Source organism: Sorangium sp. So ce302 (assembly GCF_051530145.1).
Lineage (GTDB): Bacteria > Myxococcota_A > Polyangia > Polyangiales > Polyangiaceae > Sorangium > Sorangium cellulosum_B.
The window spans coordinates 6,960,818-6,978,837 of record NZ_CP150326.1; the positions used below are offsets into that span (position 1 = coordinate 6,960,818).

Annotated in this window: 19 protein-coding genes; 7 read left to right on the top strand and 12 right to left on the bottom strand. The window is 70.2% G+C overall.

Features of this window, described 5'->3' with window-relative positions:
- Nucleotides 1-183 precede the first annotated feature (183 nt).
- Nucleotides 184-1,725, bottom strand: a complete 1,542-nt coding sequence (locus WME73_RS26240; RefSeq protein WP_437911302.1) for an NCS1 family nucleobase:cation symporter-1 — start codon at nucleotides 1,723-1,725, stop codon at nucleotides 184-186.
- 227 nt (nucleotides 1,726-1,952) lie between these two features.
- A complete protein-coding gene (locus WME73_RS26245) occupies nucleotides 1,953-2,879 on the bottom strand; it encodes a PAS domain S-box protein (protein WP_437911303.1) in 927 nt (308 codons plus the stop codon).
- Between the two features lie 638 nt (nucleotides 2,880-3,517).
- Between WME73_RS26245 and WME73_RS26250 the strand changes: the two genes are divergently transcribed.
- Complete coding sequence (locus tag WME73_RS26250; RefSeq protein ID WP_437739123.1) at nucleotides 3,518-4,267, top strand: hypothetical protein; 750 nt, start codon at nucleotides 3,518-3,520, stop codon at nucleotides 4,265-4,267.
- Between the two features lie 59 nt (nucleotides 4,268-4,326).
- Nucleotides 4,327-4,590, top strand: coding sequence for a hypothetical protein (locus WME73_RS26255; RefSeq protein WP_437911304.1), 264 nt, complete (start codon nucleotides 4,327-4,329; stop codon nucleotides 4,588-4,590).
- A gap of 479 nt (nucleotides 4,591-5,069) precedes the next feature.
- On the opposite strand, the gene WME73_RS26260 is transcribed toward WME73_RS26255, so the two are convergent.
- Nucleotides 5,070-5,552 carry a hypothetical protein gene (locus WME73_RS26260; protein WP_437739124.1) on the bottom strand — a complete coding sequence of 161 codons (483 nt, stop codon included), beginning with the start codon at nucleotides 5,550-5,552 and terminating at the stop codon, nucleotides 5,070-5,072.
- 161 nt (nucleotides 5,553-5,713) lie between these two features.
- On the opposite strand from WME73_RS26260, the gene WME73_RS26265 reads away from it, so the two are divergent.
- Nucleotides 5,714-6,508: a hypothetical protein gene (locus tag WME73_RS26265; protein WP_437911305.1), complete on the top strand. Its 795-nt coding sequence runs from the start codon at nucleotides 5,714-5,716 to the stop codon at nucleotides 6,506-6,508.
- A gap of 439 nt (nucleotides 6,509-6,947) precedes the next feature.
- Nucleotides 6,948-7,904, top strand: a complete 957-nt coding sequence (locus WME73_RS26270) for a hypothetical protein (protein WP_437911306.1) — start codon at nucleotides 6,948-6,950, stop codon at nucleotides 7,902-7,904.
- 55 nt (nucleotides 7,905-7,959) lie between these two features.
- On the opposite strand, the gene WME73_RS26275 is transcribed toward WME73_RS26270, so the two are convergent.
- The 6 genes from WME73_RS26275 to WME73_RS26300 all read right to left on the bottom strand — a co-directional run bounded on the left by WME73_RS26275 (nucleotide 7,960) and on the right by WME73_RS26300 (nucleotide 13,423).
- On the bottom strand, nucleotides 7,960-8,943 hold the full coding sequence (locus WME73_RS26275; RefSeq protein WP_437911307.1) for an aldo/keto reductase: 984 nt from the start codon (nucleotides 8,941-8,943) through the stop codon (nucleotides 7,960-7,962).
- 94 nt (nucleotides 8,944-9,037) lie between these two features.
- The gene (locus tag WME73_RS26280; RefSeq protein WP_437911308.1) at nucleotides 9,038-10,912 is read right to left on the bottom strand and encodes a N,N-dimethylformamidase beta subunit family domain-containing protein; all 1,875 of its coding nucleotides are present in this window, start codon (nucleotides 10,910-10,912) and stop codon (nucleotides 9,038-9,040) included.
- 329 nt (nucleotides 10,913-11,241) lie between these two features.
- Nucleotides 11,242-11,595: a YciI family protein gene (locus tag WME73_RS26285; protein ID WP_437849538.1), complete on the bottom strand. Its 354-nt coding sequence runs from the start codon at nucleotides 11,593-11,595 to the stop codon at nucleotides 11,242-11,244.
- A gap of 105 nt (nucleotides 11,596-11,700) precedes the next feature.
- Complete coding sequence (locus WME73_RS26290; protein WP_437739129.1) at nucleotides 11,701-12,129, bottom strand: DoxX family protein; 429 nt, start codon at nucleotides 12,127-12,129, stop codon at nucleotides 11,701-11,703.
- 135 nt (nucleotides 12,130-12,264) lie between these two features.
- Entirely contained in the window at nucleotides 12,265-13,254 is a 990-nt protein-coding gene (locus WME73_RS26295) for a sigma-70 family RNA polymerase sigma factor (RefSeq protein ID WP_437911309.1), read from the bottom strand.
- Nucleotides 13,255-13,258: 4 nt separating this feature from the next.
- Complete coding sequence (locus tag WME73_RS26300; protein ID WP_437911310.1) at nucleotides 13,259-13,423, bottom strand: hypothetical protein; 165 nt, start codon at nucleotides 13,421-13,423, stop codon at nucleotides 13,259-13,261.
- 291 nt (nucleotides 13,424-13,714) lie between these two features.
- Here WME73_RS26300 and WME73_RS26305 point away from each other — a divergent pair, with 291 nt between their 5' ends.
- Nucleotides 13,715-14,263: an EF-hand domain-containing protein gene (locus WME73_RS26305; RefSeq protein WP_437911311.1), complete on the top strand. Its 549-nt coding sequence runs from the start codon at nucleotides 13,715-13,717 to the stop codon at nucleotides 14,261-14,263.
- Between the two features lie 48 nt (nucleotides 14,264-14,311).
- On the opposite strand, the gene WME73_RS26310 is transcribed toward WME73_RS26305, so the two are convergent.
- Nucleotides 14,312-14,806, bottom strand: a complete 495-nt coding sequence (locus WME73_RS26310; RefSeq protein ID WP_437911312.1) for a hypothetical protein — start codon at nucleotides 14,804-14,806, stop codon at nucleotides 14,312-14,314.
- A 96-nt stretch (nucleotides 14,807-14,902) separates the two neighbouring features.
- Nucleotides 14,903-15,298 (bottom strand): hypothetical protein, encoded by a 396-nt coding sequence (locus tag WME73_RS26315; protein WP_437739133.1) that lies wholly within the window; start codon nucleotides 15,296-15,298, stop codon nucleotides 14,903-14,905.
- A gap of 212 nt (nucleotides 15,299-15,510) precedes the next feature.
- Here WME73_RS26315 and WME73_RS26320 point away from each other — a divergent pair, with 212 nt between their 5' ends.
- Nucleotides 15,511-16,059 (top strand): EF-hand domain-containing protein, encoded by a 549-nt coding sequence (locus WME73_RS26320; protein ID WP_437911313.1) that lies wholly within the window; start codon nucleotides 15,511-15,513, stop codon nucleotides 16,057-16,059.
- An 8-nt stretch (nucleotides 16,060-16,067) separates the two neighbouring features.
- Here the strand turns inward: WME73_RS26320 and WME73_RS26325 are convergent, their stop codons facing one another.
- Nucleotides 16,068-16,643: a hypothetical protein gene (locus tag WME73_RS26325; protein ID WP_437739135.1), complete on the bottom strand. Its 576-nt coding sequence runs from the start codon at nucleotides 16,641-16,643 to the stop codon at nucleotides 16,068-16,070.
- Between the two features lie 381 nt (nucleotides 16,644-17,024).
- Between WME73_RS26325 and WME73_RS26330 the strand changes: the two genes are divergently transcribed.
- The gene (locus WME73_RS26330; protein ID WP_437911314.1) at nucleotides 17,025-17,813 is read left to right on the top strand and encodes a hypothetical protein; all 789 of its coding nucleotides are present in this window, start codon (nucleotides 17,025-17,027) and stop codon (nucleotides 17,811-17,813) included.
- Nucleotides 17,814-18,020 lie beyond the last annotated feature (207 nt).

An 18,020-nucleotide genomic window follows, 5' to 3' on the forward strand; every position in this document is an offset into this window, starting at 1 on the left:
GCCTACAAAAAAAGAGCGACCCGTCGGGGCGGCGCGCGCCGGCGAGGCGCCGGCGGCGCTCCCGAGGCAGAGGGCGTCTCGGGGGCGCGCGCCGCGGGGGAGATGCGGCGTTCGCGGCCGACGGCGCTGATGCCGAGTTGGATGGGCGGTGGGGTCGCGCGCCTCGGCGCGAGGCGATGAGGGTCAGGCCGCGGCGAGCTTGGCCGGGCGGCGAATCAGCGAGAGGGCGACGTAGACGACGAACGAGATGGCGAAGCCCGTGAACCAGGCGTAGCTGTAGAGATCCATCCATGCCTTGGAGACCGTCGCGACCTTGATGGTGCCGAAGAAGCCAGGCAAGTTGGGCAAGACGCCGAGGACGAGGGCGACGATCGCGACGGGGTTCCACCCGCCCGCGTACCAGTAGATCCCTTCCCGCTTGTAGAGCTGGGTGAGATCGAGGTTGGTCCTGCGGACGACGTAGTACTCCGCGATCAGGATCGCGCCGAGGGGCCCGAGCAGCGCGGAGTAGCCGACGAGCCAGGTGAAGATATACCCCGTCGGGTCGCTGACGAGCCGCCACGGCTGCATCAGGATCCCGATGATCCCGGTGATGAGGCCGCCGGTGCGGAAGGAGATCCGCGACGGCCAGAGGTTCGAGAAATCGTTGGCCGGGCTCACGACGTTCGCGGCGATGTTGGTCGCCAGGTTGGCGATGCAGAGGGCCGCGAGCGAGATGATCAAGACGACCGGGTTCTCGAAGCGGGTGATGACGACGACCGGATCCCAGAGCGTCTCGCCGTAGATGACGACCGTGGCGGAGGTGACGGCGACGCCGATGAACGAGAAGAACGCCATCGTGGGCGGCAGGCCGATCGCCTGCCCGATGACCTGATCGCGCTGCGAGTGCGCGTAGCGAGTGAAGTCCGGGATGTTGAGGGCCAGGGTGGCCCAGAAGCCGACCATCGCCGTGAGCGCCGGGAAGAAGAAGACCCAGAACTGGCCCTCCTTGGGCTGCCCCACCCCGAAGGACGAGGGCTTCTCGAGCATCGGGCCGAACCCGCCGGCGCGGCTATAGGCCCAGAGGAGCAGCGCCAGGCCGAGGCCGATCAGGAGAGGCGCCTTGATATTCAGCAGGATCCGGATCGACTCGATGCCCATGCGAATGATCCAGATGTTGACGCCCCAGAAGAGCAGGAAGCAGACGAGCTGCGCGACGTTGATGCCCAGCGGCGTCGGCGGCATCTGCTCTATCGACGGGACGAAGACCGCCACGATCTTGTAGATGGCCCACCCGCCGAGCCACGTCCCGATCCCGAACCAGCCGCAGGCCACGAGGGCGCGCAGCACCGCGGGCACGTTCGCCCCTCGGATGCCGAAGGCGCTCCGGCAGTAGACGGGGAACGGGATGCCGTACTTCGTGCCCGCGTGCGCGTTGAGGATCATGGGCATGAGCACGATGACGTTGCCGAGGAGGATCGTGAGGACGGCCTGCCCCCAGCTCATTCCTTCGGCGATCAGGCCCGAGGCGAGCATGTACGTCGGGGTGCAGGCGCACATGGAGACCCACAGCGCAGCGATGTCCTTCATCCCCCATTTGCGCTGGTCCAAGCGCACGGGCGCGATATCTTCGTTGATGTAGCGCGAGTCGATGTCCCCTCCTATCTGCTGAAAGCCCTCGCTGGCTTTCGTCCCGTGAGCAGCCGAATGCACGTCGGGTTGAGCAGTCGTTTGCGTGTGCGCCATCGTCGATGAGGCTACACGATCGCACGTGAGACTGGATAGTGGGCAGGCGCGCCCTCTCCGGCGCACGCCGGCTGTCCGGTGAGCCCGAACGAGCAGGCGCAGCGCGAGCGGCACTCGCTTTGTTTCCTTTGTTTCCTCGATGTTGCGCGCCGAGCCTCGGCGTCCGCTCCGCGGTTGTTCTGGTTCCGTGGTGCGGTGATCCCTGGCGGGATCTCCGAGGCTCGGAGCTAGCTGCCCTGGCGGGCCGAAGGTCGAGGGGCGGTGAGCCCGCGCCGCACGGCGAACGCGATACCCTCTTTCAGGGTCCGGAGCGTCACGACGCCACCCACACCGACGCCCTGCGCGACCAGCGTCTGCGCGATCCGCGGCTGGATGCCGGTGAGCACCACCTGGGAGCCGAGGAGGTTCACCGCCTTGGCCAGCCGGATGAGCGAGTCGGCTACCTGGGAGTCGATGACCCCCACGCCGGTGATGTCGAGGACTACCGTCCTGGCGCTGTGCGTGACGACCCCGTTGAGCACTGTCTCGAGCGTCGCCGCGGCGCGGTCGCTGTCGAGGAAGCCGATCAGCGGCACCGCGATGACCTGATCCGCCACTGGCATGAGCGGGGTCGACAGCTCGCGGACCATCTGCTCGAGCCGCTTCGTCTTGTCCGCCACGCGCAGCTCGAGCTCGGCGTTGAGGCGCCTCACCTCGTCCTCGGCGTGCCGGCGCTCGGTGACGTCGACGCCGATCGCCTGGAACTCGGCGAGCGGCCCCCCCTCGCCGAGCGGTGCGCGGTTGGTCCAGTGCATCCAGCGCACCGCGCCGTTCGGGAGGATGACGCGGTGCTCTGTGTGGACGATCGGGTTCTCGGGGCCGAGCTTCGCGAACTGCCGGGCGAGGAGCGGCCCGTCCTCGTCGGGGACCATCGGCATGAAGCGGTGGCCGACCAGCTCCTCCCGCGTCTTCTCGAAGTACCGGCAGTAGATGTCGTTGACGAAGGTCAGCGTGCCATCCATCCGAAAGCGGCAAATGAGCTCGGTCTGGTCCTCGACGATGCCCCTGTAGCGCGCCTCGCTCTCCCGCAGGGCGGTCTCCACGCGCTGCTTCTCGGCGAGCTCCCGCTCGAGCTCGGCGTTGCGCCAGCGGAGCACCTCCAATTCCGCTCGCATCGTAGCGAGAACATCCGCTTCGCCGTCGTTCATGATCCGGTGATTCCCTTGGCGCGCCGTGTGGACAGTTACGTCCGTCCTAGCTATCTTATCAAAGGACGACCCCGCCGGGTGAACTTCGAGCACAAGGAAGGCACGCGCAGCGCCTCCGACAGCGCACGTCCTCCTGTCCCGTCGACGCACCGTGACGCACCAGATCCGCTGTCTGCGGGCATCTCGCGGTTCGTCTCGTGTGCGAGCGTACGCTCCAGGGTGCGACCACTCCATGGGACCGGACGAGCCGCCGCCTCGTCGCAGGACAGGCGCCCAGGGCCGCGCGGGCAGATCCGCGGGCGTCATGACTCGATGCGCAACGCTCCTCGGCGAACCGAACGCCCGCTCTGATAGGCGGACAGCGCGCCTCGGCGGACGTGGCGACTCCACGGCGACGCGACGAGAACCCCACCGGAAGGCCACATCGCCCCCACGGGCCCCGGCCCCGCCGCATGAGCGAAAGTAGAGGGCGCGCGAGTCGCTCCCTGAGGGCAGCACTTACCGCCAAACAAACCACAAATACATACATTAACCTACCAAAATCACAAAATGTCTCCTCCGAGTGATAATTTTTTCTCCGTAGATACAATGGTCACGTGTATCACATGCCGGTGTCAGCACGTGCTGCGCGGGTGAAGGGCAGTGCCGGAGGTGGGTCGGCGCCGGAGTCGGGGAAGCGCGGGCGCGGCGTCACGCTCGACTCGCTGGAGGCGGTGCTCCGCGCCAGCGCCTCGCCGCGGGAGTGGGGCAGGTTCGTCAAGGCCACGGGCATGTCGGCGATCCCGGGTGCGGGGAAGAGCGGGACGAAGGTCGACTACTCCGCTTACTTCTACGCGCTCCCGACGGGGACAACCGCGGAGGTGGATCCCCTGTACCTCTACGGAGATCTCCGTCCGGTCCCCGGGGAGGAGACGAGCGCCCAGCTCAAGCTGCGCTGGGAGATGATGCCGGAAGGGTCCATCCCGCAGCGGATCAAGGGCTCCAGCCGCGCCGTCGGAGGGTGGCCGAAGGTGCTTCACCGCATCGCGACAGGCTGGCCAGGGGGCGAGGCGGCGAGCGTCGATGTGACGGCGACCTTCGTGATCGATGAAGGGGCCTACAGGCCGCTCCCGGCGCTCAGGCTCAAGTCGAGGCCGTCGATCGCGGGCTCGCACCGGCTGACCCAGACGGCCGTCGCGTGGTCCGTCGATCCGCCGAGCGGACCGGTGGCGCGGCTGTCCGTCGCGCTCCTCCGCGCGACGGAGCTCGTCCTCGTGGCCTCGGGGCGACACGCGCTGACGCTGGGCCCGGACATGGCATCAGAGCTGGAAGGTGCGGTATGGGAAGGCGCCCGCAGGTTCCTCAAGGCGACGTGACCGCGCCCGGGCGCCGGCGCTCGCCGCGCGCGTCCGCGAGGCTCTGGTCGGGAGGCGAGGTGACGCAGCCGCCCTCCACCGCGAAGGAGCCGGAGACGATGCGGGTGTCGCGCACCACGGTCTACGAGCTCGGAGGCCCGGAGACGGCGCCGACGCTCGCCGCGCACGAGGACCGCCTCCGCAGCCTGGAGCAGCAGGTCGCGCAGCTCGGGATCCAGGTGGAGGAGGGCGTCGGCCGCCTCGCGCGGCAGATCAAGCACCTGCGGCGCGACGTCGACGGGCTCGCCCGCGAGCCGGCGCGGGGCGCTCGTCGGCCTGGTTGACGGGTACGGCAGGAAGCGGCGCGCCGAACGGCTCACCGAGGTACGGGTCGGCGAGCCAGGGACGAGCCGACCGCCGGCCCTTCCAGGCAGGCTGGGACGACGCGAGCTGGGCGAGCTCGGCGAGCGAGGAGCTCGCTGCCGGGAGCGCTCGCGCCGCTCCGTCCACCGCTGCCCGGCCGCGCGACGGGACCGGAAGCGCCTGGGCGTCACCTGGGGCGCGCCGGATGAGCGGATCACCCGACGCGCCTTCACCGCGTTGCGACACGAGGTCTCCCCTGTGGAGTCGACTCGCCATGAGCCGACAGTCAGGCCGTGCGCGACGGATTAGAGCCGCCGGGGCGGTGACGCAAGGTCAAGAACGCCGAGCTGCGCGCGCAGAACGGCCGCCGGATCATTACGCCAACGGGCCACAAATTCTCATCCGGCGAGTGGATTCAGCGCATTGCCGGAGCCGGTTCGATTTTCTCAACTGAAGAGACTTACTGCGCCCGCCGGAGCGTGGCGACGCCCTTCCAGGGCGGCGTCTGCGCGTGCACGACGAGCTCTCCCTGGTCCGAGAACTCGCACAGCGCCTCGTAGGCGACCCCCGCCTCGTCGTAGGAGACCAGCTTGAACCGATCCCACGCGGGATCGCGGATCTCGTAGGCGCGGTCCACGTGGAGGCCGGGCGAGTCGGCGAGGATGCGCTTTCCGTCGAAGCGGACGACCAGGTGCGCGTACTGGAACTCGAGCATCGACGCGAGCATCGGCTCGAGCGGGACCTCGGGCTCGAACCGGACGAGCCGGAAGCTGCCGCGCAGGCGCGCGTCGATCGACGCGATTTCGGCGCCCGCGTCGGGCCCCCGGGCGGCGCTCGATCCGCAGCCGGCGGCCTGTGCGGTAAGGACGGCGGTGCAGGCGGCGACGAGGAAGCGCGAAGCGCGGGATGGACGCGGGGAGAGGCGACTCGCCGAGGGCGACATGGGGCGGAGCTTAGGGCGAGCGGACGGACAGCGCAAAGCGGCGCAGGAGCGCGCGGCCGTGGGCACGCCGCAGGCGAGAGCGCGAACCCTCTTCCTGCCGCGTCCGCTTCGGCTCACGCTTCCACCTGGAGCGCCGCGGTCGCGCTCGCGGGAGGGGGAGCATGACAGACGTCCTGAGAGGCACCGATTTCGTCGCAGGCCTTCCAGAGCACGCGTGCGCCGCGCGCGAGGAGGCCATCCTCGAAGCGGTGCAGGCCGGCCACCTGGCGCCGATCTCGTGGGTCCCGGTGTACAGCCAGCTCGGCGAGCGCCGCGCGACGTTCCTCGTGAGCGCCGACGCGCTCCGTATCGGCGACGCGGAGGACTCCGTCCGCGTCAACGTCTCGGCCCGGACGACCCAGCGAATCGCGGATCTGCTCGAGTGCGCGATGCTGACGACGCGCCTCTGCGACCTCGTGTGGGAGCAGGCCACCGTGCGGATCCCGCCGTGCATCGGCGCCCCGGATGCCTCGATGGCGAACACCTCCCGCATGCTCGAGCACCACCGCCGCCTCGAGGAGCAGGTCGCGGGGAGGACCGGGCTCATCGAGAACGTGGGCAAGCACTGGGTATTGACCAACCGCCTCGCGGACCACCCCGACCGGGCCGCCAACTACGGCTGGTTCGACTCGGGAGCGGCCCACAGGTATGGCCAGCACACCTTGTGGCAACCGCTCGGGCTCGCGCACGATCCGGATCACGTGGACTACTCCCAGGTCGTCCGCCTCGTGCGGCGGCGCTGCACGGTCGACGAAGCGGAGCGCGATCTCCACGAGGTGATGACCGACCCGACGCTCGCCGGTCTGGTCTCGTCCGAGGGTCCCCTGCGCGTCCTCCGGCTGCCCGGGGTGCTGGAAGAGGCGCGGCTCGCCGCGCGCCCGAAGGAGCGCGCCGGCCGCGCGCCCGAAGAGGTGTGATCGCCGCGCGCCCCTCGGGACCTCCGCCCCGCATCCCGATCATCAGTCGCGGGCTGGCGCCCTGTGTAACGTGCCTTCGTGCCGCGCGGATGTCTCCGCCGCTGTGCCCCGTGCGCCTGGCCATTCCTGCGCAACGCCGCCCCGATTGCGCGAGTCCCTGCTCAACTTGAGCAAACCAGCGCAGGCCCTCCCGCGCTCACGCCGCGCGGCGTCGCGTCCCCGGAGCGCCTGGCCAGGTCGTGGGCCCTCGACGCGGGCGTGGCACGGAGCGTGATTGGACGCCGGCCGTGGGGAACGAGGACACCCGCCGGAGACGGCTCTCGGCGACCTCCAGGTGCCCGACATCGCTTCAACCCACATCGCCCCGCGCCGGGACACGCCCGGGCTCAGCGTCGAGCTGAAATTTCCTCAGACACCCAAGGCCACAAAGGATCGCTCCATGACCGAAAGAACTCACGGGCTTCTCGCCAACAATCCTCGCCGAACGTACCGAGCCGCGCCCCTGCTCGCCGCGGCGCTCATGATGGGCTGCACCGCCGCGTCGACCGAGGCGGACGACGCCGCCCCTCTCGCCCAGCCCTCGGCTGACGGCGGGCTGCGCTTCGCGAGCGAGCACGACGCGCTCGGGTGGGTCGCCAGGCGGGCCGAAGAGCTCGAGATGGGGCCGGTGATGGTCGAACGAGACGAGGGCGGCCGGCCCATCAAGGTGGCCGGCGTGTCGATCGGCTCGCCCGACGAGATCGCCGCGGCGAAGGCGGGCTTGATCGGCGAGCTGGGTGGTGAAGACCATGCGGTCGAGATCGCGGGGGAGCGCTATCTCCTGGAAGGCCAGGAGTCCGGGCTGTTCGCCGCGGTCGCCCACTGCAACGGCGGCCTCTGCACGAATGACGAGTCGTTCAAGAACGACTACGTGTTGTATCGAGAGCTCGGCAGCCGAACCTCCGTGACGTCAGGGGGGTTCGAGACCCGGCGCCAGACGATCCAGGGCCGCGGAGAGTACGAGTGCGTGGACCTGCCGGGGCCCCTGCCCGTCAAATGCACCGGCTACTGCACGTATCCGTCCAGCTGCCCTTCCGGCTTCACGGTGGAGAGCACCGCCGGCTACCCCACGTGCAGGACGACCTGCGTCGGCCAGGTGCGCAACGTGACGCTCTCGATCTCGATCGAGGGCTTCGAGTTCTTCGAGTCGAGCGGCATCCTCGTCCCCTCCATCCCGGCGCGAAGCGGCACGACCAACGACTCGAGCCTCGAGGTCAAATACTGGGAGTACGGGATCGGCATCGACTCCGTGATCTCCGACGCCGATGGGCTGTGCGGCTCACACTCGACGTCCGGTCCGGACGGTTTCGTCGTCGCCAAGAGCCACTGGGGCAGCGTGCCCACCGCGTGCCAGTAGCCCTCCCTCGGCGCTCGCGGCCGCGGGCCGAGGCGCGCTCTTCAGGCCGCGGCGCTCACTGGTTCACGAGCTGCATGCCGGGCTCCGGATAGCGGAGGCCGACGGCCGCGCCCTTCGGCACCACCGCGTCGAGGCGCCGCAGATCGGCCTCGCCGAGCGTGATCGCCTCCGCGGCGACGTTCTCCTCGAGGTAGGTGCGGCGCTTCGTGCCGGGGATCGGGACGATGAAATCCCCCTGCGCGAGCACCCACGCGAGCGCGAGCTGCGACGCCTTCACGCCCTTCTCCCGCGCGACGCCCTCGACCTTCGCGACGAGGTCGAGGTTCCGCTGGAAGTTCTCGCCCTGGAATCGCGGCGAGGTGCGGCGGTAGTCGTCCGGCGCGAGATCCTCGAAGCGCCGGATCTGCCCCGTGAGGAAGCCGCGGCCGAGGGGGCTGTACGCGAGGAAGCCGACGCCTAGCTCGCGGCACGTGGCGAGCACGTCGTCCTCGGGATCGCGCGTCCAGAGCGAGTACTCCGTCTGCACCGAAGCGAGCGGGTGCACGGCGTGGGCGCGCCGGAGCGTCGACGAGCTCGCCTCCGAGAGGCCGATCGCGCGCACCTTGCCGGCCTTCACGAGGTCCGCCATCGCGCCGACGCTGTCCTCGATGGGCGTCTTCGGATCCACGCGGTGCAGCTGGTAGAGATCGATCACATCGACGCGCAGGCGCCGCAGGCTCGCGTCGCACGCCGAGCGGATGTACTCCGGCGCGCCGTTGATGCCGCGGACCGTGACGTCGTTCGGGTCGCGGACGACGCCGCACTTGGTCGCGAGGACGACGCGATCGCGCCGGCCTGCGATGGCCCGGCCGACGAGCTCCTCGTTCGTGAAGGGACCATACATGTCCGCGGTGTCGAGCAGCGTGACGCCGAGCTCGACGGCGTGGTGGATCGTCGCGATCGACTCGGCCTCATCGCGCTCGCCGTAGAAATCGCTCATGCCCATGCAGCCGAGGCCGAGGGCGGAGACCTGGAGAGTTCCGAGCTTGCGTGTGTGCATGGTTGGGCTCCTTGGCGCCGCGGAGAGCGGCGGCGGACGCCACCGTAAGAGATAGCGGGCGGCCGGCGTCAAGAGGCGGCCTCCTGCAGCAGCGCTAGAAGCCGTCCCTTGCCAGCAGCGCGCCCGTGCCCGTCGCTGCGAAGAGCCTCCCCTGCGCGCCCGCGAGCGCACGCACGTCCTTCGCCTCTCCGATCGAGACCCACGGGCTCTCGTGGCGCACCGGCGCACGCCATGAGAGGCGCCCCTCCCCCGTGACCGAAACCACCTTCCCGTTGATCGCCGCCATGGCGACCACGCCCTCCGCGCGCCCGACGGGCTTCCAGGGGACGTCGCCGCCCCGCGTGGGGCGCGTGAGCAAGAGGCCGCCGCTCGTCGCGGCGAACAGATCGAAATGGGTCGTGGCCATCGCCACGATACCGGGCCCAACGCCGACCGGCCGCCAGACGACCTCCTCGCGCAGGGGGTCGCGGAAGAAGAGGCGACCCTCGGCGGTCACAAGGAAGATCCCGATCGGCTGCTCCGCCTCGGCCTCGATCGGGCACGCCATGGCGACGACGCCGCGGGCCACCCCCGCGGACCTCCAGGGGAGGTTCTGGCTCGACGGCTCCCGCCACAGCAGCGCGCCGTCCTCGGTGGCCGCGAAGAGGAGCCCCTCGGCGCCCGTCATCGCCACGATGCGCGGCGCGCTGCCCACCCGCTGCCAGCCGTGCTCGGGGTACCGGCGCGAGAGCTTCTCGAGCACGTTGCGCGTGATGCGCTCGATCTCCGGGGCGGTCCCCCTGTCGAACGGGGCCGCCCAGTCGACGCTCGCGGCCGTGAACACCGTGCCTCCGCGGCGGTAGATGCCCATGGTCGCGAGCCCGCCTTGCCCCTGCGCCCGCCATTGCCGGAGATCGGCGACGGCCAGCACCACGAACGTCGGCGGCGTGCCGCCCAGCCCGGTCGCGCGCGCGATCCCGTCGACATCGACGATATCGGCCGCGTCGGTCTCGTAGCCGACCGAGCCTCTCCCGAAGGCATCTCCGAGCGCGAGCCCCGTGCCGTCGAAGACCCAGTGCTCGGGGAAATTCACCCGGTAGACCGCTTGCTTCTGCGCCTCCGGGTCGAGCCAGTTGCCGGCGCCAACCCGGTAGCCCACGCCCGTCATGTGATTCTCCGGGCGATCCACGGGGGCGTTCGCCCATTGCACGGTCACACGATCGTTGTCGATCCCCGCCAGCGGATCCTCGACGGCGTCGCGGTAGCAGACCATCGTGCGGCCGTGGTCCTCGATGCGGACCTGCCAGTAGCACGTATTGCCGCTCAGGAACGCCACATTGCCGCCTGAGCGCACGAATGCCTCGACCGCATCGCGCATCTCTCTGGACCAGTACTCGTCGTGGCCCGTGCTGACGAGGAGCTGAACACCTCGCAAGAGGTCGGGCTCCGCGTGCAGGTCCATGCTGGAGCAATAATCGACCGCGATCTGCTCCCTCTCCAGCCAGCGCACGAGCGGCAGCGCGCTCTTCGCTTCCGTGCCGCCGGGGCGCTCGAAGGACACCCTTCTGGAGCGGTCCGGCGAGGCCCATGGATAGAGCCGGTTGCCGCCCCAGCCATTGTAGGCCTCGTCCGTGAAGAACGGGATGCAGACGAGGATGCTCGCGCCAGGGGCGCGGGCTCTCACCACGAAGCGCAGCGACGCCTCCTCGCCATCCGTGTTCTTCAGGGTGGCCAGATAGACGCCGCTCGGCCAATCGGGAGGGACGAGCCATTCATGGGCGCAGGGCCAGCCGCAGCCCACCGCGTAGGCGTCCGGCGGCGTCGCGTGGGCGCCTGCAGAAAACCTGACAGGAGCGCCGAGCGACGCGCGCGCCCCGATCCGCTCGATGGCCATCTGCACCGCGGGATCTGCCGCGGTGTTGCTCACGTGAAACCCGATCGCCTCTCCCTGCATGACCGATTTGCGCGCGGTATACGCGTCGATAGCCATGAGCCTCCTGCCCTTCCGCTTCCCCCGGGAGCAACGGGCGGGCCGCGGTCAGGCGTGCGGGGGGGTGACGGCTACGCCCCGAATCACCGCGCCAGGAATCACGGCCGTTCCGTGGAACGGAGTCCAAGCATTTCGGAAACGTCAAGCCCCGATCGCGGAACCTGCCCCGGCACCCGCTCCGCCGCGCTCGCGGGCGACAGACCACGCTCGGACCACCGGGAGGAGGGTGCCGAGACCCTGCCGGGAGAGATGAACCTCTGGCCGGAGGCTTCAGACAGCCGTCACGCTGTACAATTCATATGACGATGTAATCGTTGCAGCTTGCGCGCTCAGGAGGGCGGAGGCCCATCCATCAGCGGTAGCACCTCGCAGTGACCCTCCCCGGCGACCTGGAGGAAGCGCTTCGCCCCCGCGATCGCCTCCTCCTTCGAGGCCGCCCGGATCAGCGCGTAGCCGACCATCGGATCCTTCATGTCCGGGAGCGCCCCATCGCTCACGGTGAGCTCGGCGCCTGCTCTCCGGACGCGCGCGCCCATCGCGGTGGGGAGGAGCGCGTCGGTGCCGAGGAGCACGCCCTCCCGCGTCATCTCGTCGATGAGCTTCCCCATCTGCGCCATATGCTCGGGATCGGGGGCGCAGAGCTCCTGGCTTTTGTCAGGCCGGTACAGCATCAAGAATCGCATCGTCGTCTCTCCTTGGGTGCTCGCCCGGCACCCCGGGCGCTCCTCCATCACAGACCGCGCGACCCGCTCAAGCTCATCGGTCGCGCGATCATTTCTCGATCCCCGCTACTTCCGGAGCGGGAGCAGCGCGCGCAGCCGCTCGTCGCGCAGGAGCAGCCCGCCCCAGATCATCGCGGCGACGTACACAGGGAACAGGACGTGGCTGAACAGCGGGTTGTCGACGCGCACGTGCGTGGCGACGGCGCCGCCCAGGAAGCCCGTCAGCAGGATCGCGCCGAGCACGGAGGTGCGCGGGATCATGTAGGTGACGACGCTCGCCAGCAGGACGAGCCCGATGCCGCGGACCGAGCTCAGGGGATAGCCGAGCTGCTCGGACCCCTCCAGCACCTGGGGCACCATCATCAGCTTCCCGATGCTGTCGAAGAGCAGGAACGCCACCGAGAGGCCGCTGAGGATCCGCCCGGCCCAGACCTTCTTGTTCGACACCACCACCGGCTCCACGTGCTGCTCCGACATCAAGGCGCTCGTCTCCATCGTCTCCTCCTGGCTCGCTCTGGACAGATCGGTCCTCCCGCCCCGACGTCATGGCGGCACGGCGCGGCCGATTCGATCCCTAGGACGCCGCGGCGGCGCCCGATTCATCGGTCGTCCGGAAGATTTTTTTCGGAGCTATGTTTCGAGCCGCAAGGGCAGGCCAAAGAGCGGGAAGAGCCGCTCGGCGTCGAGGAACGAGCACACCCCGACGATCTCCCCGGCGGACACGTCGATGACCTGGATCGCCCACGGGACGAAGGCGCCGCCAGGGCCGCTCGGCCGGTACTGCCCCAGCGCGCAGGATCCGTTCGCCGCCACCGGCAGGAGCCTCGAGCCTCTGCACCCCTCGCCCACCTTGAGGAGCCAGGCGTGCACCGAGGGACGCCCGCGCAGCCACAGCCGGTAGGGCGGCATCGACCAGGTCGCGTCCTCGCGGAGCAGCGAGACCAGCGCGTCGACGTCCTGCCGCTCGAAGGCCGCCACGTAGCGGCCGAGCAGGGACCGCTGCGCTTCGTCCATCGGCTCGTGGAGATCGGCCCTGTCCTCGTGGCCCATCGTCGCCCGGGCGCGCTGCAGCGCGCTGTTGACCGAGGCGACGGTCATCCCGAGCAGCTCCGCGATCTCCGCGGCCTCCCAGGACAGGACCTCCTTCAGCAGCAGCGCCGCGCGCTGCCGGGGCGGGAGCCGCTGGAGCGCGGCCACGAACGCGAGCCGGATCGTCTGCCGCGACGAGACAAGCTCGGCCGGGTCGCAGGAGGCCGCCAGCACCCGACCGTCGGGGATCGGCAGCACCCACGTCGCCTCCGCCAGCGTGTCGAGGACCGGGTTCTCGGCCGAGCCCGCCGGGCCGAGATCCATCGGTCGAGCCCGCCTCGACCGGCCCCGCAGCATGTCGAGGCACACGTTGGTGGCGATGCGGTAGAGCCACGATCGCAGCGCGGCGCTGCCCTCGAGCTGATCGAAGCTCCGCCATGCCCGCACCATCGTCTCCTGCACGGCGTCGTCCGCGTCGAACGCGGAGCCGAGCATCCGGTAACAGTGGCCGGTCAGCTCCTGCCGGTGCTGCTCCAGGTGCAACTCCATCTCGCCGGGAGGGGGGCTGGCTGCGGGGGTGGAGAGCTCCATGGCCTCAACTCACCTTCGTGGGCGGGTTGCGGAGCCAACCGAGGGGGAGATGGGTCGCAGGATCGATGTCTCCCTGAAACTTCGGCCCGCAATAGACCTCGGTGACCTCGATGGTCCCGACGAGATGCCGGTTGAACTCGTCCAGCTCCACGGGTCGGTACAAGATCATCGTCGTCTCTGCTTCCTTTATACCCCCGCTGGACGTGGATCTCAGCGTCCGTCTGCCGGAGCCGACACGGCGACCTCGACGCGATGCGCGGAGGCTCACACAAGCGGGCCGCGCGCGGCCCCTGCCCACAGGCGGGTGGCGGCGGGCCGGGGCCGAGCGAGGTGCCGTGGGCCACAGCCGCGCCCGCTGAAAAAAGATCGAGGGGCGCGTAGGGAGGGCGGCCCGAGGAGCGTCCCAGGAACAGAAGCCGGCAAGAACAGGCTGGCCCTTGCACCAAGGAGCACGACCCCCATGACCCTCGCCCTCTTCTCCAACAAGACCCACAGCGCGATCCGTCGCCTCGTCCTCGGCAGCTTCCTTGCCGCGGCCGTCCTCGCCGGCGGCGGAGCGGCCTACGCGGCGAACGGCGCGGGTGGAACGGGGAGCAAGCCGGCGCCGCACCAGGGCCAGGGCAAGGACGCCCACCGCCAGCACGGCCCGAAGGACCCGGCCCGCGTCATCAAGCGCTTCGACAAGAACGCGGACGGCAAGCTGACCGTCGCTGAGCTCCCCGAGAAGGCACAGAAGCGGCTCGGCAAGGCCGACACGAACAAGGACGGCACCCTGTCGGCCGAGGAGCTCAAGGCGCACGCCGAGCTGCGCATGAAGGACCGGGCGGCGAAGCAGAAGGCGCGCTTCGCCAAGAAGGACAAGAACGGCGACGGCTTCCTCACCAGGGACGAGGTGGGCGACAAGCGCTGGGAGCGGGTGAAGGCGGCGGACGCGAACCGCGACGGCAAGGTGAGCGCCGACGAGCTGCGCGCGGCGCGCTCCGCGCGCAAGCCGCCGGTAGCCCGGTAGCTCCACGGAGAGCGCGCGACGCGGAGAGCCGTGATCGGCCTGCTCCGTTCACGGCTCCGGCGCGGACCGGAGCAGCTCATCGCCGAGCGCTCGCAGCGCGCTCTCCAGCGCCGGCAGGTCGCTCCCCTCGATCTCCCATTCCTTCCGGCTGTAGTACTTCGCCGCGCCCCGCGGAGCGCCGCTCAGATCGAGGCAGTAGTCGAAGCCCTTCACATCGCACGACCGCGCATCGAAGACGACCTCGTGCCTCGATTCGTCCTGCGGGAAGAGCAGCTGCACCTTGTCGTTGCCGCGGAGCTCGTAACGAAACAGGGCAAACGAGCCCTCGTACTGAGACGCACGCCGGAAGACGCCGATCGGCTCGTCGGCGAGCAGCGCGACGAGCTCGACGCGGTCCGTGTCGCCCTTCGGAATCCGCTCGATCCAGACGCGGCCGACCAGCGTCTTCGGGTCGGAAGCGCGCGAGCTCAGGAGCCCGTAGCCGGCTGCGACCGCCGCGAGCGCGATCACCGTGACCGTCATCCTCTTGGAAACGCGGTTCATGGGCGGCATCCTACCCCTTGCAGCGCCGCACGGGGCCCGAGATCGAGGCCCGCGGTCCGCCTGCCGCGGCGCCGCGGAGCAGCCGAGAGCGCTCTCTCAAGAGCCGAGCGGCGCGCCGCAGCGATCGCACCCCTTCGAGCGGTACGAGTGCTTCGCCTCGCAGTTCAGGCAGTGCTTCGGCAGGAAGTAGAGGAGCGCCAGGCCGATGCAGGTGACCACCCCGACGATCCCCCACGCGCCGCTCCGGCCGCGCATCTTCGCGTAATACACGAGGGCGGTGATGAACAGGGCGACGCCGAGGAGCGTGACGGTAGCGCTGTCCATCGCGCGACCCACCGATTGCAGAAGGAACCCTGGCACCCCGCACAGGAGGCTCAAGTTGCTGTAGCGACTCAGCTTCTTCTGGATCTCGAGGCGCTGCTCCGGGCTGATCTGCGCGACGCCCTCGGCGTGAGGCTCGATGGATGCGGTCGGAGGTGCATAAGGGTTCATGCGTTCTTCCTTCCCGGCGCGGTCTCGCTGGGCGCCGCGCGACGAGGATCTCAGGTTATGCACCTTCCCCGACCCGGAATAGCGGGATCCGCCCGCCGGGCTCCCTCTCCTGGAAAGATCGAGGGGCGCGTAGGGAGGGCGGCCCGGGGAACGTCTCACGAACAGAAGCCGGCAAGAACAGGCTGGCCCTTGCACCAAGGAGCACGACCCCCATGACCCTCGCCCTCTTCTCCAACAAGACCCACACCGCGCTCCGCCGCCTCGTCCTCGGCAGCTTCCTTGCCGCGGCCGTCCTCGCCGGCGGCGGAGCGGCCTACGCGGCGAACGGCGCGGGCGGAACAGGGGGCAAGCCGGCGCCGCACCAGGCCCAGGGCAAGGACGCCCGCCGCCAGCACGGCCCGAAGGACCCGGCCCGCGTCATCAAGCGCTTCGACAAGAACGCGGACGGCAAGCTGACCGTCGCTGAGCTCCCCGAGAAGGCGCAGAAGCGGCTCGGCAAGGCGGACACGAACAAGGACGGCACCCTGTCGGCCGAGGAGCTCAAGGCGCACGCCGAGCTGCGCACGAAGGACCGGCAAGCGAAGCAGAAGGCGCGCTTCGCCAAGAAGGACAAGAACGGCGACGGCTTTCTCACCAGGGACGAGGTGGGTGACAAGCGCTGGGAGCGGGTGAAGGCGGCGGACGCGAACCGCGACGGCAAGGTGAGCGCCGACGAGCTGCGCCCGGCGCGCTCCGCGCGCAAGCCGCCGGCAGCGAGGTAGCAGCGAGGTCAGCGCCGCGGCGCTGTCTCCTCGCCGGAGGCCGTCCCCTCGCCCGGCGCTGTCTCCTCGCCAGCGCTCGCTGCGGCCGCGGCGCCGCGCTTCCTCGGGCGCTTCGGAAAGAGCGGGAGCTGCCGCTCCAGCACCTGGCTCCGCCAGGCGAGCAGGGTCTGCGCGCGCCGGCGCGCCGTCTCCTTCCCGATGCCCGCGGTGAAGCGGAAGATGCGCCGCGCGAGCGCCTCCCGCGTCGGCGCCGCGGGCTCGAAGAGATCCGGCGCGACCTCCTTCACGACCTCGCACGCGAAGATCGCGCGCCTCAGGAGCGTCCGCTCGTCGGCAGAGCCGGACGAGGAGGCGAGAAGCTCGCGTGCCGCAGGCGTGATCGAGGCGCCGTCGTCGCCGAGCCAGCCGAGGACGCGGGCAGCGGCGAGCGCATAACCGACGTGCCGCAAGGAGATGCCCGTCTGCTCGGAGATCCGCTCCTTCTCGGTCACCCCGCCCGAGAGCGCCTCCAGCACGCGCCGCACGTTCGCGAGGTTGTCGGCCTGGGGGATCTCGGCGCTGTGCAACAGGCGGGTCGTCGGCATGGGCGGCAAGGAACCCCGGCCCCCGGCCGGGAGACGACACCATAGCGCGCCAAGGCACGGCGTGGGTCTCGAAGACGCCCGCCGGGGCCGGGCGCGCCGTCGCCCCATCTCTCCAGCGCGCACGCCGCGCCGGCCGGGCCGTGCGCGCCTGGTCCCTGTGCCAGCGCTGTCTGCGCCTGGCACACGTGGCGCAACGCGCTAGCGAGCGCGCTCGGGAAAGCGCCCGGATTGCGCGGAGCGCGCGATGGAACGGTTGCTGCCAAGTCTGCAAGGGCCGACGCTCGCGTCGAGCCCGCCGCGGCCCTCCGGGACATCGCGCCTGAAGGAGGGAGCGCTCGGGCTCTCCCCTTCACAGCGCCCTCGCGTGTTCCAGGTGCTCCCATGAGATCTTTCCTTCGCGCATTGACCCGCTGGCAAGCGACTCCCGTGTTCACCCTCGCGCTGCTCTGTATCCATTGCAGCTCGAGCGTCGAGGCGGACGCGATGGGCGGCGGCTCCACCGGCGAGGGCGGTGGCGGTAGTTCCACCAGCGAGGGGAGCGTCGACAGCACCTCGACCGGCGAGGGCGGCGGCGGAAGCTCGAATGGATCGGGCGCTGGCGGCTCGACAGGGGAAGGCGGTGGCGGCAGCTCCGCAGGCGGTGGCGGCAGCTCCGCGGGCGCAGGCGGTGGCGGCGGGTGCCGCCTGCCGGACGACCCCGCTGTGTTCGAGATCGGGACCGGCGAGACCTGCTTCGAGAGCATCGAGGAGGGCGCCACGCTCCCGGTGATGGCGGGGCCCCAGGGGGGATATCACCTCTGGTTCGCCGTCGGCTGCAGCGATTGCGGCACGAGGGTCCGCGTGCGGTACAGCGTCAAGGACCCTGCGACCGGGGACATGTTCCCACCGGGCGTGCCGCAGGAGGGGATGGTCGAGCTCCTCCCCGGGGAGTTCCCGCACGCGTTCGGGCTCATCGCGTTCCTCCCCGGAAGGCCGTGGGAGCCGGAAGCCGTGCTCAAGGAGGGCACCCACGTGATCCTCGCGGCGGAGGCGCGCAACGACGACGGCTCGACGAAGCACGCGGCGCAGGTGGAGGTCGTCCTCGGCGCCACCGTGGCCTGGGGCCTGCCGTGCAGCGACGATCCGGCGACCTGCGACGCCCCCGGCGGCGCGCCGTGCTGCACCGACTGAGCGATACGGCCAGAGGTCTCTGACGACCGGCCCTCCCTGGTGGAGATCGCCGCGCTCCCAGCTGCAGTGAGGACAGCGAAGCGAGGGCAGCGCGAAGGCCGCCGTCCACCACGGGATCACGCGGCCGTCGAGAGCAGATGCCATGTCCGGCGCGCCTGGTTGCGGGTTCTCCTGACTTGTCGGGTGTCGCTCGCGTGTCATTCCATC